Raw genomic sequence first — 15107 nt, 5'->3', positions numbered from 1 at the left:
ATGGATGTATTTCCATATTTTGTCAAGATTAAGTTATAAAGGGCGCACGGTGGATGCCTAGGCACTAGGAGCCGATGAAGGACGTAACTAACGACGATACGCCTCGGGGAGCTGTAAGTAAGCTTTGATCCGGGGATCTCCGAATGGGGGAACCCAAATATCGTAATGGATATTTACTTGTTTGTGAATACATAGCAATCAAGAGGAACACGCAATGAACTGAAACATCTAAGTAGTTGCAGGAAGAGAAAGAAAATTCGATTCCCTGAGTAGCGGCGAGCGAAACGGGAATAGCCCAAACTATGAAGCTTGCTTCATAGGGTTGTAGGACTGATGTTGTGAGAACAAAAGGTAATGATAGTTGAACAAGTTGGAAAGCTTGGCCAAAGAGAGTGAAAGCCTCGTAAACGAAATCTGACCCACTCCATTCAGTATCCTGAGTACGGCGGAACACGAGAAACTCCGTCGGAATCCGGGAGGACCATCTCCCAAGGCTAAATACTCCCTAGTGACCGATAGTGAACCAGTACCGTGAGGGAAAGGTGAAAAGTACCCCGGAAGGGGAGTGAAATAGATCCTGAAACCGTGTGCCTACAAGTAGTCAAAGTCCGTTTATGGATGATGGCGTGCCTTTTGTAGAATGAACCGGCGAGTTACGTTAACATGCAAGGTTAAGATGAAAAGTCGGAGCCGTAGCGAAAGCGAGTCTGAATAGGGCGACTAAGTATGTTGATGTAGACCCGAAACCAAGTGACCTACCCATGACCAGGTTGAAGATGCGGTAAAACGCATTGGAGGACCGAACCCGTGTATGTTGAAAAATGCTGGGATGAGTTGTGGGTAGCGGTGAAATTCCAAACGAACTTGGAGATAGCTGGTTCTCTCCGAAATAGCTTTAGGGTTAGCCTCGGGGATTAGGATCGTGGAGGTAGAGCACTGTTTGGACTAGGGGCCCGTCTTGGGTTACTGAATTCAGATAAACTCCGAATACCATTGATCTATACCCGGGAGTCAGACGATGAGTGATAAGATCCACCGTCGAAAGGGAAACAGCCCAGATCACCAGTTAAGGTCCCAAAATTCATGCTAAGTGGAAAAGGATGTGGAAACGCATAGACAACTAGGATGTTGGCTTAGAAGCAGCCATTCATTCAAAGAGTGCGTAATAGCTCACTAGTCGAGTGATTCTGCGCCGAAAATGTACCGGGGCTAAGCATGATACCGAAACTGTGGATGTGTCGTAAGACACGTGGTAGGAGAGCGTTGTAATCGCATTGAAGCTGTACCGTGAGGAGCAGTGGAGTGATTAGAAGTGAGAATGCCGGTATGAGTAACGAAAGACCAGTGAGAATCTGGTCGGCCGCAAGACTAAGGTTTCCTGGGGAAGGCTCGTCCTCCCAGGGTTAGTCGGGGCCTAAGATGAGACCGAGAGGTGTAATCGATGGATAACAGGTTGATATTCCTGTACTAGTTTATTTTGTTTGAACGATGGAAGGACGCAGGAGGATGATGTGTGCGCGCTGATGGATATGCGCGTCCAAGCAGTAAGTCTTGATATGAGTCAAATGCTTATATCTTTAAGGACAAGCTGTGATGGGGAGTGAAATTTTAGTAACGAAGCACAATAACTCACACTGCCAAGAAAAGTTTCTAGTTAGAAATAAACTACCCGTACCGCAAACCGACACAGGTAGTCGAGGAGAGTATCCTAAGGTCAGCGAGTGAACTCTCGTTAAGGAACTCGGCAAAATGACCCCGTAACTTCGGGAGAAGGGGTGCTGGTGTAACAGCCAGCCGCAGTGAATAGGCCCAAACAACTGTTTATCAAAAACACAGGTCTATGCTAAATCGTAAGATGACGTATATGGGCTGACGCCTGCCCGGTGCTGGAAGGTTAAGAGGATCAGTTAGCTCTTGCGAAGCTGAGAATTGAAGCCCCAGTAAACGGCGGCCGTAACTATAACGGTCCTAAGGTAGCGAAATTCCTTGTCGGGTAAGTTCCGACCCGCACGAAAGGCGTAATGATTTGGGCACTGTCTCAACGAGAGACTCGGTGAAATTATAATACCCGTGAAGATGCGGGTTACCCGCGACAGGACGGAAAGACCCCATGGAGCTTTACTGTAGCTTGATATTGAGTTTTTGTGTGACATGTACAGGATAGGTAGGAGCCGTTGATTTCGGAACGCTAGTTTCGAAGGAGGCGTTGGTGGGATACTACCCTTGTTATATGAAAGCTCTAACCTACATCGCTCAGCGCGATGAGGGACAGTGTCTGGTGGGCAGTTTGACTGGGGCGGTCGCCTCCTAAAATGTAACGGAGGCGCTCAAAGGTTCGCTCAGAATGGTTGGAAATCATTCGCAGAGTGTAAACGTAAAAGCGAGCTTGACTGCGAGACTGACAAGTCGAGCAGGGACGAAAGTCGGAGTTAGTGATCCGGTGGTACCATATGGAAGGGCCATCGCTCAACGGATAAAAGCTACCCTGGGGATAACAGGCTTATCTCCCCCAAGAGTTCACATCGACGGGGAGGTTTGGCACCTCGATGTCGGCTCATCGCATCCTGGGGCTGTAGTCGGTCCCAAGGGTTGGGCTGTTCGCCCATTAAAGCGGTACGCGAGCTGGGTTCAGAACGTCGTGAGACAGTTCGGTCCCTATCCGTCGCGGGCGTAGGAAATTTGAGAGGAGCTGTCCTTAGTACGAGAGGACCGGGATGGACATACCTCTGGTGTACCAGTTGTGCCGCCAGGCGCATCGCTGGGTAGCTACGTATGGAAGGGATAAACGCTGAAAGCATCTAAGTGTGAAGCCCCCCTCGAGATGAGATTTCCCATTCCTTTATGGAAGTAAGATCCGTTAAAGAATATGACGTAGATAGGCTGCGGGTGGAAGTGTAGCGATACATGGAGCTGAGCAGTACTAATAGATCGAGGACTTAATCGAGTAAGAGTTTACAGCAGTTCGAAGTGTTTTGAATCATTGACTTAATATCTAGTTTTGAAGGTACGAGGCAAAATAGTGTGGTGGCGATAGTGAGAAGGATACACCTGTTCCCATGCCGAACACAGAAGTTAAGCTTCTCCGCGCCGAAAGTAGTTGGTGGGAAACTACCCGCGAGGATAGGGAGCTGCCACGCTGTTTTATTATTCCGGATTAGCTCAGTTGGTAGAGCATCTGACTGTTAATCAGGGTGTCGTCAGTTCGAGTCTGACATCCGGAGTTTTTTTTTACCTTGGAGAGTTGTCCGAGTGGCTGAAGGAGCATGATTGGAAATCATGTATACGGGTATTGACCTGTATCAGGGGTTCAAATCCCCTACTCTCCGTAAGCTTAATGTCTTTGCAGTTGTTGCAGAGACATTTTTTATCGGTTTACTCCAAGGATTACAAACTTATCGATAATTTTTTATAAAATGTATACACTATTATAATGTATATGATATAATTAATACCGTTGAGTTGTTGATATGCGCCCATAGCGCAATTGGATAGAGTGTCTGACTACGAATCAGAAGGTTGTAGGTTCGACTCCTACTGGGCGCACTACTTAAGACTTATGAGATTGATCTCATAAGTCTTTTTTTGTGCAATAAAAAAGAACATCTCGATTGAAGATGTTCTTATAGTTAATCAGAAATGCTATCAACAAAAGCTTGATAGTTTTTTTGTTCTCCAGTTTTAGTAACAGTCAAATTATTTAAATCGTTATTGTGTAGGTCTTGTTCATTTATTTGAATTTCATGAGTAAAAGTCGCATTGCCGATTAAGTGTAATTCACTGAGTTCCTTAATGGAATTTAGATTAACATGAGTTTTAACCATGCCACCTGGGTTGTAAACTGAAATGTCTTGCGTTGGATCGAACCCATTAGAGTGAAGCAAGGCAAAAATCAAACTAGTAGCTGACATGCCAGTTCCACAGGCATTTGTAAAGCCAACACCACGTTCATAGGTTTGAACGAATAGTTTGTTGGTGTCTAATATCTTAGCAAAACTGACATTGACTCCTTCAGGGAAGTAAGGATTAGTGGAGTTTAAAGTCTTTCCTAGAGTTCCTAAATCATCTTCATTGATTTCAGGTACGAAGCTGATTAGATGGGGATTAGGAACAGCTACAGCAGAAAATTTTTGCTTAGGTAAGAATTCTGGGATATTTTGATCGATCATTTCGGGCATTTGTTGATAACTGAAAGGTAGGTCCGTGTTGTTAAAGGATATAGGAGCAATTTCGACACTAAAGGCAGGAACACCTTCATAGAAATCTTCAGCTTTAGAAATGGACAAGGGAGCTTCAAGTGTCTCGACCTTGAATTCATTTAAATGATACTTTTCAGATAGGTAACGGCTAACTGTTCGTAAACCATTGCCACACATTTTAGCTTCGCTGCCGTCAGCATTGATGACACGCATTTTTCCCAGACAATTTTCACTAGTATCGACGACTAATAATCCGTCAGCACCGCCGAGTGTATTTTTGCATAGATTAATAGCTAAAGCTTTTAATTCATCGTCAGGTAAGGGAGTATCTAATAAAGTTTGATCAAGGATGAAAAACTTATTTTCTGAACCATGGACTTTGAGTAATTTTACCAATTTTTTCACCTCATTAATTGAAAAATTTCTTATAAATTTGTCTAACAGCTTCATCTGCATCTGATTCCTGTACACCTAGCATGATGGAGATTCGTGATGCACCTTGGTTGATCATATGGATGGCAATATTGTTGTTAGTTAGTGAATCAATAATTTTGCCGATTGTATTAACATTATGAGCAATGCTTTCGCCGACGACCATGATGATAGCGTAATCGTCGATCCACTCTAAGTAGTCAGGTTGCAAAACTTCTTTGACATCGTGACAAAGGTTGCTGATAGTAGTTTTATCCAATTTGGAACGATCGAAGATAACTGTCAAATCATCAATACCAGAAGGCATGTGCTCGTAAGAAATATTGTACTTATAAAAGAGTTGCAAGAGTTTCAAAGTAAAACCGACTTCTTTATTCAACAAGTAGCGGTGGATATAAAGGGCTGAAAAACGTTTAGAACAAGCAATCCCAGTGATTTCGTTTGAAGGATTGAATAAGAATTGTTCAGGGACGATCAAAGTTCCTTCAGCACTAGGGTTGTTGGTGTTTTTAACATTGACGGGAACTTGTCCTTTGACTGCTGGAATGATAGCTTCATCTTGAAAGACAGAAAAACCCGCATAAGATAGTTCTCGCATTTCTCGATAAGACATCTTCTTGATTGCTTGAGGATGCTTGACAACGTGGTTGTTAGCAACGTAAATGGCATCGACATCAGTAAAGTTCTCGTACAAGTCGGCATGCAAGCCGCGACTCAACATTGCTCCAGTAATATCAGAACCACCACGAGAAAAGGTAAAAATACTGCCGTCTTGACTGTAACCAAAAAATCCTGGGAAAACCAAACGGCTGTCTTCTGGTATATCAAAGTTCTCTAAATTACGATAAGTATCTGGTGAAATATCGGCATCATTGGGTTTTCCATGAACGATGATACCGGCTTTTTTAGGATCGACAAAAATTGATTTAATACCTTGAGCATTTAAAACTTCATTTAACAAAATAGCATTGAGAAATTCACCATGTGCTTTGAATGCTGCCATTAAATGTTCATTATCTGAGAAATCTGTTTTAGCTAAATTGACTAATTTATCTTTTAGAAGTTTTATGACTGAATCATCAAGTTTAAAATAGTCGCTTATTTCGTGATATCTTGAGATAATCTCCTTGATAATATTAGTATGATCTTCGTTTTCGATAACTTCATTAGCGTACTCGATTAACAAATCGGTAACTTTTGTATCGCCATGGTATCGTTTTCCGGGAGCCGAAGTAACGATTACCTTCCGTTCTGAGTCATCTTCAATAATATTGATGACTTTTTCAAATTGTTCTCCGGTTGCGAGGGAACTGCCCCCAAACTTAACGACCTTCATAACTTACACCTCTAAAATTAAATAGTTTTTAATGATGAGTGTATCATTTTTCCCTATTATGACAAGGAAAAAATATTAATTATTAGAAATATGAGAATATTTTTAATATCACTTGACGTATTATGAGTGTTGTTATAATCTTAATACCAACAAAAGAGGTCGCAATCGACATGAGTAAATGAGGGAGCTTCTGTAAAAGCTTTGAACTTATTGAAAGGGGAAGTTGCCGAAGCACTAAATTTTACAGGATTTAGCGAGCTGGGGCGTATTACAAGATGATACGAACTGTCGTGATCAAAAGTCGGTCACGTTGAGCTTATGACAAAATTGATGCAGATTATTTATGGATCTCTTTGTTATTAAGCAAGGAGATCTTTTTTATTTGGTAAAAGGAGCAGTGATTATGATAATAGATGATTTAAAGAGTGAAAATGGCCATTTGATGATTGGCGGCGTTGATAGTGTCGAGTTAGCAAAGAAATATGGAACTCCACTTTATGTTTTTGATATTTCTCAAGTCCGTAGCCAAATAAGAAAATTTAAATCCGCATTTGAAAAGAATAATTTAAAATATCAAATTAGTTATGCTAGCAAAGCTTTTGCTGTTAAAGCTATTTACCAAGTAATGAAACAAGAAGATGTTCATATCGATGTTGTTTCTGGCGGTGAATTGTATACCGCCTTGAGTGCTGGTTTTCCAAGTGAAAAAATCAGTTTCCATGGTAATAACAAATCTTACGATGAATTGTTGATGGCAGTCAAAGAACACGTCGGCGTGATTATGCTGGATAACTTCCACGAAATCGACTTGTTATCACAAATTTTGAAACAAGAAAAAACCACGATTAAAGTAATGTTGCGTTTGACACCAGGAATTTCTGCACACACACACAAATACGACCAAACTGGTCAAACCGATAGTAAATTCGGATTCGATGTTGAATCTGGTCAAGCAAACGAAGCTATGAAATTAGTTTTAGATGATGAGAATATGGAACTTCTTGGTATCCACGCTCATATCGGTTCACAAATCTTTGGTACACAAGGTTTCGTCATGTTAGCTAAGAAGATGATGGAAATTGCCAAGAAATTCCAAACTGAATTTAATTATTGGCCTGAAGTTATCAATCTTGGCGGTGGCTTTGGAATTAGCTATAACGAAGATGATGATCCAATTACCGCCGACGAATTTATTAGACAAATTGCTGATGAATTGAAGAAAACAAGCAACGATATTCCAGAAATTTGGATCGAACCTGGTCGTTCAATTGTTGGACCCGCAGGTTATACGCTTTATACTGTTGGTTCAAGAAAAGATATTCCCAATTTAACTTCTTATTTGTCAGTTGACGGTGGTATGGGTGACAACATCAGGCCGGCTTTATATCAAGCTAAATATGAAGCTGTTATTGCTAATAAGATGGATCAACCAAATGAGCAAACAGTTCACGTAGCTGGAAAATATTGTGAATCAGGTGACATCTTGATTGATCAGCAACAATTGCCTAAAACAAAACCGGGCGATATCTTAGCAATGTTAGATACAGGTGCCTATGGATATTCGATGGCAATGAATTACAATCGCAATCCAAGACCTGCGGTAGTCTTCGTCGAAGATGGTCAAGATAAATTAGTTGTTAAACGAGAAACCTATCAAGATTTGACTAGTTTAGATTTGGATTATTAATTTGGAGGAAAGATTTATGAAAAAAATGAATGCAGAAGAAATCATCAATTATATAGGAAACTCTAAGAAAATTACTCCCGTTAAGGTATATGTTCAAGGGGATGTTTCTAATGTGAATTTTCCTTCAGATGTGAAAGTTTTTAAGAGTAGTGATTTAGCAATTTTGATTGGCGACTATAAAACAATTGAACCAATTTTAAAAGATAATAATTTAACTGATATTTATGTAGAAACAGCTGCTCAAAATTCAGCTGTACCAATGTTAGATATCAAACACATCAATGCTCGAATCGAACCGGGAGCTATCATTCGTGATCAAGTTTCAATCGGTGAAAATGCTGTGATTATGATGGGGGCAGTTATCAATATCGGTGCAGAAATTGGCGACAAGAGCATGATCGATATGGGAGCTGTTCTCGGTGGTCGTGCCATTGTTGGTAAAAATTCTCACATCGGTGCTAATGCTGTTTTGGCCGGTGTCGTTGAACCTGCTTCTGCTCAACCAGTAAGAATTGGTGATAACGTTATCGTTGGTGCTAATGCTGTCGTTCTAGAAGGCGTTCAGGTTGGTGACAATGCAGTCGTCGGTGCTGGTGCCATCGTAACTAAAGATGTTGCTGAAAATGAAGTCGTAGCCGGAGTTCCTGCTAAAGTCCTCAAAGTTAAAGATCAAAAAACAACTGATAAAACTAAAATTGAGAGTACTTTAAGGAAGTTATAATTATGGTTTTAACAGAGGAGCAATTAATTCAAATAAGAAGACATTTGCATACTATTCCTGAGTTATCGATGCAGGAAGTAAAGACACATACCTATCTTCTCGAAGTGATAAAGCAATTTGACCAGACTAATTTGGAAATTAAAGAGCTACCAGAACTACCAACTGCTCTGTTGGTGTTAGTCAAAGGATCAAATCCTAAGCGTAATCTTGGATATCGTTGCGATATGGATGCTTTACCTGTAACTGAAGAAAATGGTTTGGACTATGCTTCAAAAAATCCTGGGGTGATGCATGCTTGTGGCCATGATATTCATATGACAGTTGGATTAGGGATTTTAAATTATTTCAGTGAGCATCAACCGCTTGATAATTTAGTTTTCTTTTTCCAACCAGCTGAAGAAGCTGATAGTGGTGGCAAAGTTGCTTTTGATTTAGGAGCATTCACTGGTGATTTTCACGTTGATGAATTTTATGGTCTTCATGACAATGCTCAATTAAAAACTGGTGTGATAGGTTGTCGCAATGGTACTTTATTTGCTGGAACGACTGAAGTAAATGTCACTATCAAAGGTAAAAGTGGTCATGCTGCTTATCCGCATTTAGCAAATGATGCGGTTGTGATTGCGGCCAACTTTATTCAACAAGTGCAAACGGTGATTTCTCGTAGTATCGATCCAATAAAATGTGGCGTGATTACTTTTGGCAAGATGGAAGCTGGCGTGATTCGTAACGTTATTGCCGGTTCAGCCCGTTTAGAAGGTACGATTAGAGGCTTGACCCAAGATATGATTGAATTTATTCGTCAACGTATCAAAGAAATTGCTAGTGGCTTAGAAAAGTCATTTAATTGTGAAATTTTAGTGGAATACAATCAAGGTGGATATTACCCAGTTGAGAATAATCCTGCTTTGACGAAACGTTTTATTAATTATATGAAGAATAATTCTCAAATTGATTTTGAAGAAACTGAGCCCAAAATGACCGGTGAAGATTTTGGGTATTTGATCAATAAGATTCCTGGAACGATGTTTTGGCTCGGTGTTGATAGTAAAGGTGCACTTCACTCAGCAGATTTCTTGCCCCATGAAGCTGCAATCAAAAAGGGAATTGATGCGATGGTCGGTTTCTTAAATTATCGTATGGATTTGGAGGAAAATTAGATGTTTGAAAATGTTGATTTAATGACAGCGATAATTACGCCGTTTGATGATAATGAAAAAATTGATTTTTCAGCCTTGAAAAAATTGACTGAACATCTACTAGATACAGGCAGTAAGGGTTTTGTCGTTGGTGGTACGACTGGTGAAACGCCAACTTTGACTGAAGCTGAAAAGCTGGAGCTTTATCAAAAATTTGTTGAAATTGTCGATGGACGAGTTCCTATTATTGCCGGTGCTGGTAGTAATAATACTGCTCAAACGATTGATTTTATTAAGAAAATCAGTCAGATTAAGGGAATCGATATGGCTTTGGTCGTGGTGCCTTATTACAACAAACCCAATCAACGTGGGATGAAAGCTCACTTTGAAACGATTGCTAAGAATTCTCCTTTGCCAATTATGATTTATAACATTCCAGGTCGAACCGGCGTTTTAATGGAAAAAGAAACCGTTGTTGAATTGGCTAACAATCCTAATATTCAAGGTGTAAAGCAATGTAATACCATGGAAGATTTGGAGTATATCGTTGAGCACGCTCCAAAAGATTTCAACGTTTACAGTGGTGAGGATGCTCAAGCACTCTTTGCTAAAGTAATTGGTGCCAATGGAGTTGTTTCAGTTGCTTCTCATCTCTATGGAACGGAAATGACTGAGATGTATCAGGCTTTGGACGAAGGCAATTATCAAATTGCTGGTAAAATTCAACGTCAATTAACACCAAAGATGGCTGCATTGTTCATGTATCCTTCACCTTCACCGGTTAAGGCAGCTTTGAATCACGTCGGTTATCAAGTTGGTGGTTGTCGTTTGCCAATCTTAGCTTTGAATGAAGCAGAACAAACTAAATTATTTAAAATTTTAGATCTTTAGGAGTTTTTTATGATAAAAGTTATTATTTCCGGCTTTTCTGGCTCAATGGGTCAAAAAGCCGTCAAAATGGTCAATGATGCAGAAAATTTACAATTAGTAGCTGGATTCAACCCTGTTGTGACTGATTTGAATCCTGAGACTTATGGTCTTGATAAAAATGTGAAAATTTTTAATAAATTGACTGATATTAAAACAGATGCGGATATTTGGATCGATTTTTCCATTCCCAGTGCCGTTTTTGAAAATACAAAATTTGCGATTGAACATGACATTCGTCCGGTAATTGGCACTAGTGGGATGAGTGAAGAGCAGACTGCAAAATTAAAGAAATTGGCTGATCAAAAAGGTTTGGGCGGTATTATTGCTTCTAATTTTGGTTTGTCAGCTGTCTTGATGATGAAATTTGCTCAAGTAGCAGCCAAGTATTTTGAAGAATCAGAAATTGTTGAAAAGCATCACGAAGATAAGATTGATGCGCCTTCAGGAACCGCTTTAAATACTGCTAGATTAATTTATCAAGCTAGAGGTCACGACCAAGTTCAACACAGTTCTGAAGACCCATTGCAGACGCGTGGTGGCGATTATCACGGAACTAAGATTCATGCTTTACGCTTACCAGGTTTTGTCGCTGATGAAGAGGTTATCTTTGGTGGCATTGGCGAAACTTTGACAATTTCTCAAAGTACGACTGATCGTCAATCATTTATGACTGGTGTAAAGTTGGCCATCAATGAAGTAGTTAAATTAGACCACTTAGTAATTGGCCTCGAACAAATTATTTAGAAATTATTTCAAAAAATTACAAAAACTCTAATAATTTATCGAGTTTTGTATTAGAATTAAACTACATTTAATTTTTAAGGAGTGTTGAAGAATGCCAGAATTAGATTCATCAGTAAAAAATGTAGTAAATGAAACGATTGCCCCTATGGGTAGATCAATGATCAGAGAGTTTGCTGAAAAATTTGCAAAAATTCCTGGTCTAGTTAAATTGACACTTGGCGAACCAAATTTTAACGTACCTGAACACGTTAAAACTGCTGCCATTGAAAGTATCAAGGAAAATAAATCTCACTATTCAGACCAAAAAGGTTTCTTAAGTCTTAGAGAAGCCATTTCAGGTTACTTGGATAAACAATTCGATCTTCAATACGATTCTGAATCAGAAGTTGTCGTAACTATTGGTGCTACAGAAGCTATCTTTGATACTTTTGCTGCCATCATTAACCCTGGTGACAAGGTAATTATTCCTACACCAACTTTTGCTCTATACATTCCAATCGTTAAGATCCTTGGTGGAATCCCGGTTCAAGTTGATACAACTGCTGACGGCTTCCAATTGACTGGCAAACATTTAGCTAAGGTTATCGAAGAAGAAGGCGAAGATAAGGTTAAAGCCTTGATGCTAAACTTCCCCGGTAATCCAACTGGTTTTGTTTACTCAAAAGATCAATTGCAAGAACTTGTTGATGTTGTAAAAGATAAGAACATGTACGTTGTTTCCGATGAAATTTATGCTGAATTGACATACAGTCACAAACATTTCTCAATGGCAAAACTCTTGCCAGGCAAGACAATTTTGATTAACGGTCTATCTAAGTCACACGCTATGACTGGTTACCGTATCGGTTACATTGCTGGACCAAAAGATTTCGTTGAACAAGCTAATAAGATGCATGCCTTCACCGTTACTGCTCCTTCTAATCCGGCTCAATTTGCTGCTGAAGAGGCTTTGAAGAATGGTATCGATGATCCAATTGCAATGAAGAAGATTTACCAAGAACGTCGTGATTACTTAGTTGATCAACTAAACGACATGGGTTACGAAACAATCTTGCCAGAAGGTGCTTTCTACACATTCTCCAGGATTCCTGAAAAATTCGGCTTGAGTTCAATCGAATTTGCCGATAAGTTGGCCACTGAAGGTCTCGTTGGTGTAACGCCGGGTGTTGCCTTTGGTAAAGGTGGAGAAGGTCATTTCAGAATTTCTTATGCCGCTTCCATGGAAGACATTCAAGAAGCCATGAAACGTTTGAGAAAGTTCACAGAGAGTTTATAAAAAATATTTAAGGGATGAAGATTTATGAGTGATGAATATACAGTAGCAATTTTGGGTGCCACAGGTGCCGTTGGAACACGTTTAATTCAACAATTAGAACAATCAACTATTCCTGTTTCAAAAGTAAAATTATTAGCATCAAGTCGTTCTGCAGGAAAGGTTTTACAATTTAAGGGCCAAGATGTGACCGTTGAAGAAGCCAAACCCGAATCATTCGATGGTGTCGATTTAGTTTTGGCATCAGCTGGTGGAGCAGTTTCTAAGAAGTTTTTACCAGAAGCTGTCAAACGTGGCGCTGTTTGTGTTGATAATACTAGTGCTTTTAGAATGGAAGAAGATGTTCCATTGGTCGTTCCAGAAGTGAACGAAGCTGCACTTTATAATCATCACGGCATTATCGCCAATCCTAACTGTTCAACTATCCAAATGATGGTTGCTCTAGAACCAATCAGAAAAGCTTTTGGTTTGAAGCAAATTATTGTTTCAACTTACCAAGCTGCCAGTGGTGCTGGTCAAAGTGCTCTAAACGAGTTGTATTCTGAAGCACAAGATTACTTAGATGGTAAAGACATGAAAGCCGATATTTTTCCAACGAAGGGCGATAAGGAGCATTATCCTTTAGCTTTCAACCTCTTACCACAAATCGATGTTTTGGAAGATAATCTTTATTCTCACGAAGAATGGAAAATGATCCATGAAACTAAGAAGATCATGCTAGGTGATATGAATTCACCTAAAATCAAGGTCACAGCAACATGTGTCAGAGTACCAGTGCCAATCAGTCACGGTGAATCAATTTATATTGAAGTTGAAGATAAGTCAGCTACAACTGAACAAATTCAACAATTGATCAAAGATGCCCCAGGAGCTGTCTTACAAGATGACCCTAAGCATCAAGTTTATCCACAACCTATTAATGCAGTTGGTAGTCGTGATACTTTTGTTGGTCGTATCCGTCCAGATTTGGAAAATGATGGAGCTTTCAATATGTGGGTCGTTTCTGACAACTTATTGAAGGGTGCTGCCTGGAATACAGTTCAAATTGCCGAAAGACTAGTTGCTGACGATTTGGTTCATGTAAAATAAATAAAATCAGTATGGAATGCAGAAATAAGTCTGCGTTCCATATTTTTTTTATTATTTCTGTTAAAATGTGAAGAGACATTTAATTTCAGGTGAGAAAAAAATGAAGCGAATAATGAATGTATTTAATGAGGGCGTTTTAGACCTGTTGGCTAACGCTGGAGTTGCGATTCCGTATTTTTTCTGTTTGACGTTATATAACCAAAATAAGAATATTTTCGTCTTTGCATTGCCATTTTTGATGCTCTATACTTTTAGAGCTTTGGGAATGCTGCTGACGACTTTTATTACTTTGCCAGCTTCGACGATGCTTTCAATGTCGAATTTATTTGGGGTAATTGGTTCACTTTGTATGCTAGGGGCTAGTAATCCAGTCTTTGGTATTATTGGTGGGGTCTTCTTAGGTTTGGCCTCCAGTTGGATTTGGCCGTACTATTTGACGGTTCGATCTCGAGGTAAGATGGACAAAGAATTTAAATTCAATCGAATGCATACTTTATCGATGGTTTTGACGATCATCTTATTATTGGTCGTTGAATTAATAGCCACAAAGACTAAATTATTGAGTCTGTCATTTATTTTATTAGCTTTCTTGTTCTTTGCTGCGATGGTTGGAGGTATGAACGTAACCCATCGTTTGACCTTCTATCAAGGTTTGGAAAAGAAGCCAAAGTTTCGGATCAATTCATTCTTTAATTTGATTGTGTTAGCGAGTTTGGTCATGCTATTGTTCATCATTCGCTACACACGTCTAAAAGAAGTTTCCAATACGATTGATTTAGTAATCAGTATCGCTGCTATTGTATTGTTCTTGATTCTTGCGTACTATCAATTGGGAGTTCATAAAAAGATGTTCCCAGTCAGTTTAGTAGCTATCAATCGTGGTGTCGTTATGAATTACGTTATGCTATATGCCATCTTCGACAGTACGATCCGTTTCAAATTCAATACGTTGATGCTAGTTTATACGATTTATTTAGTTGGTTTTGAGTTAGGACCAGCTCTGTTGAAAAAACATAAGAACTGGCGTTATCCTTTGCTACTGATAGGTCTAGTTTTGGCATTGTTTAATTATACGTATTTCATCGGATTGTTCTTATTGGCCGTATTCGTGGGGACTGATAATCGGATTTTAAACGATGCTTTATATACGAATCCAGACTTAGATTCTGAACGGGCTTTCTTGATTAAATATCAGTTATCCTGTGTCGGAAATGTATCACAACAGTTGATCTATATGACAACTATTTATTTCATCAGTTACTTTACAGATATTAATGCCTTAGGATTTTTTAATAATATTTCCAATGGTCCAACTAACTCGACGCTTTATGGAGTGCATTTATTCATTACTGCAATCGTCTTTATTTATGCGGCGGTCACATTTTATTTTGCTCGTGAAAAATAGTAATTTAAGTCATTACAACGCTATGAGATTTGTTTTATTGAAAGTATTTGAGCATAGTGAAATTTGATATTGTTAGGCAAACTTACAAGTTATAACGGCTGTTTGTGAAGTTGCTTCAATGATGTTTTTTAGAAATTAAAAATAAGACTACTATA

At 39.3% G+C, this 15107-nt stretch carries 10 protein-coding genes, 3 tRNA genes, 2 rRNA genes and 1 riboswitch; of the genes, 13 read left to right on the top strand and 2 right to left on the bottom strand.

Features of this window, described 5'->3' with window-relative positions; all coding sequences use genetic code 11:
• Positions 1–26 precede the first annotated feature (26 nt).
• From G6534_RS07395 to G6534_RS07375, 5 genes are all read left to right on the top strand, one after another.
• A 23S ribosomal RNA gene (locus G6534_RS07395) occupies positions 27–2944 on the top strand.
• A gap of 76 nt (positions 2945–3020) precedes the next feature.
• Positions 3021–3137: ribosomal RNA gene (gene rrf / locus G6534_RS07390) — 5S ribosomal RNA — on the top strand.
• An 11-nt stretch (positions 3138–3148) separates the two neighbouring features.
• Positions 3149–3221, top strand: a tRNA-Asn gene (locus G6534_RS07385).
• 14 nt (positions 3222–3235) lie between these two features.
• Positions 3236–3326: transfer RNA gene (locus tag G6534_RS07380), tRNA-Ser, on the top strand.
• Between the two features lie 143 nt (positions 3327–3469).
• A tRNA-Arg gene (locus G6534_RS07375) sits at positions 3470–3543 on the top strand.
• Positions 3544–3626: 83 nt separating this feature from the next.
• Here the strand turns inward: G6534_RS07375 and dapF are convergent.
• Together dapF and G6534_RS07365 are read right to left on the bottom strand one after the other, a co-directional pair.
• Complete coding sequence (gene dapF, locus G6534_RS07370; RefSeq protein WP_182082553.1) at positions 3627–4592, bottom strand: diaminopimelate epimerase; 966 nt, start codon at positions 4590–4592, stop codon at positions 3627–3629.
• A gap of 13 nt (positions 4593–4605) precedes the next feature.
• Positions 4606–5964, bottom strand: coding sequence for an aspartate kinase (locus G6534_RS07365; protein WP_182082552.1), 1359 nt, complete (start codon positions 5962–5964; stop codon positions 4606–4608).
• Positions 5965–6109: 145 nt separating this feature from the next.
• A riboswitch (Lysine riboswitch) is annotated at positions 6110–6290 on the top strand.
• Positions 6291–6367: 77 nt separating this feature from the next.
• Between G6534_RS07365 and lysA the strand changes: the two genes are divergently transcribed.
• From lysA to G6534_RS07325, 8 genes are all read left to right on the top strand, one after another.
• Positions 6368–7651 carry a diaminopimelate decarboxylase gene (gene lysA, locus G6534_RS07360; RefSeq protein WP_059074273.1) on the top strand — a complete coding sequence of 428 codons (1284 nt, stop codon included), beginning with the start codon at positions 6368–6370 and terminating at the stop codon, positions 7649–7651.
• A gap of 16 nt (positions 7652–7667) precedes the next feature.
• A complete protein-coding gene (gene dapD, locus G6534_RS07355) occupies positions 7668–8372 on the top strand; it encodes a 2,3,4,5-tetrahydropyridine-2,6-dicarboxylate N-acetyltransferase (RefSeq protein ID WP_059074272.1) in 705 nt (234 codons plus the stop codon).
• A gap of 2 nt (positions 8373–8374) precedes the next feature.
• Positions 8375–9532, top strand: coding sequence for an N-acetyldiaminopimelate deacetylase (locus G6534_RS07350; protein WP_182082551.1), 1158 nt, complete (start codon positions 8375–8377; stop codon positions 9530–9532).
• A complete protein-coding gene (gene dapA, locus G6534_RS07345) occupies positions 9533–10402 on the top strand; it encodes a 4-hydroxy-tetrahydrodipicolinate synthase (RefSeq protein ID WP_059074270.1) in 870 nt (289 codons plus the stop codon).
• Between the two features lie 9 nt (positions 10403–10411).
• Positions 10412–11185: a 4-hydroxy-tetrahydrodipicolinate reductase gene (gene dapB, locus G6534_RS07340; protein WP_059074269.1), complete on the top strand. Its 774-nt coding sequence runs from the start codon at positions 10412–10414 to the stop codon at positions 11183–11185.
• A 91-nt stretch (positions 11186–11276) separates the two neighbouring features.
• On the top strand, positions 11277–12461 hold the full coding sequence (locus tag G6534_RS07335) for an aminotransferase class I/II-fold pyridoxal phosphate-dependent enzyme (RefSeq protein WP_182082550.1): 1185 nt from the start codon (positions 11277–11279) through the stop codon (positions 12459–12461).
• 24 nt (positions 12462–12485) lie between these two features.
• Positions 12486–13547, top strand: coding sequence for an aspartate-semialdehyde dehydrogenase (locus G6534_RS07330; protein WP_182082549.1), 1062 nt, complete (start codon positions 12486–12488; stop codon positions 13545–13547).
• Between the two features lie 100 nt (positions 13548–13647).
• Positions 13648–14952 (top strand): hypothetical protein, encoded by a 1305-nt coding sequence (locus G6534_RS07325; protein ID WP_059074266.1) that lies wholly within the window; start codon positions 13648–13650, stop codon positions 14950–14952.
• Positions 14953–15107: the final 155 nt, after the last annotated feature.

The sequence above is a fragment of the Companilactobacillus pabuli genome (assembly GCF_014058425.1).
Lineage (GTDB): Bacteria > Bacillota > Bacilli > Lactobacillales > Lactobacillaceae > Companilactobacillus > Companilactobacillus pabuli.
This window is presented reverse-complemented; position numbering and strand designations above follow the sequence as displayed.

What these genes read in the sequence shown, in the direction of transcription:
- G6534_RS07365 (WP_182082552.1), bottom strand. Translation starts at nt 5,964, where the DNA reads ATGAAGGTCGTTAAGTTTGGGGGCAGTTCCCTCGCAACCGGAGAACAA.
- lysA (WP_059074273.1), top strand. Translation starts at nt 6,368, where the DNA reads ATGATAATAGATGATTTAAAGAGTGAAAATGGCCATTTGATGATTGGC.
- dapD (WP_059074272.1), top strand. Translation starts at nt 7,668, where the DNA reads ATGAAAAAAATGAATGCAGAAGAAATCATCAATTATATAGGAAACTCT.
- G6534_RS07350 (WP_182082551.1), top strand. Translation starts at nt 8,375, where the DNA reads ATGGTTTTAACAGAGGAGCAATTAATTCAAATAAGAAGACATTTGCAT.
- dapA (WP_059074270.1), top strand. Translation starts at nt 9,533, where the DNA reads ATGTTTGAAAATGTTGATTTAATGACAGCGATAATTACGCCGTTTGAT.
- dapB (WP_059074269.1), top strand. Translation starts at nt 10,412, where the DNA reads ATGATAAAAGTTATTATTTCCGGCTTTTCTGGCTCAATGGGTCAAAAA.
- G6534_RS07335 (WP_182082550.1), top strand. Translation starts at nt 11,277, where the DNA reads ATGCCAGAATTAGATTCATCAGTAAAAAATGTAGTAAATGAAACGATT.
- G6534_RS07330 (WP_182082549.1), top strand. Translation starts at nt 12,486, where the DNA reads ATGAGTGATGAATATACAGTAGCAATTTTGGGTGCCACAGGTGCCGTT.
- G6534_RS07325 (WP_059074266.1), top strand. Translation starts at nt 13,648, where the DNA reads ATGAAGCGAATAATGAATGTATTTAATGAGGGCGTTTTAGACCTGTTG.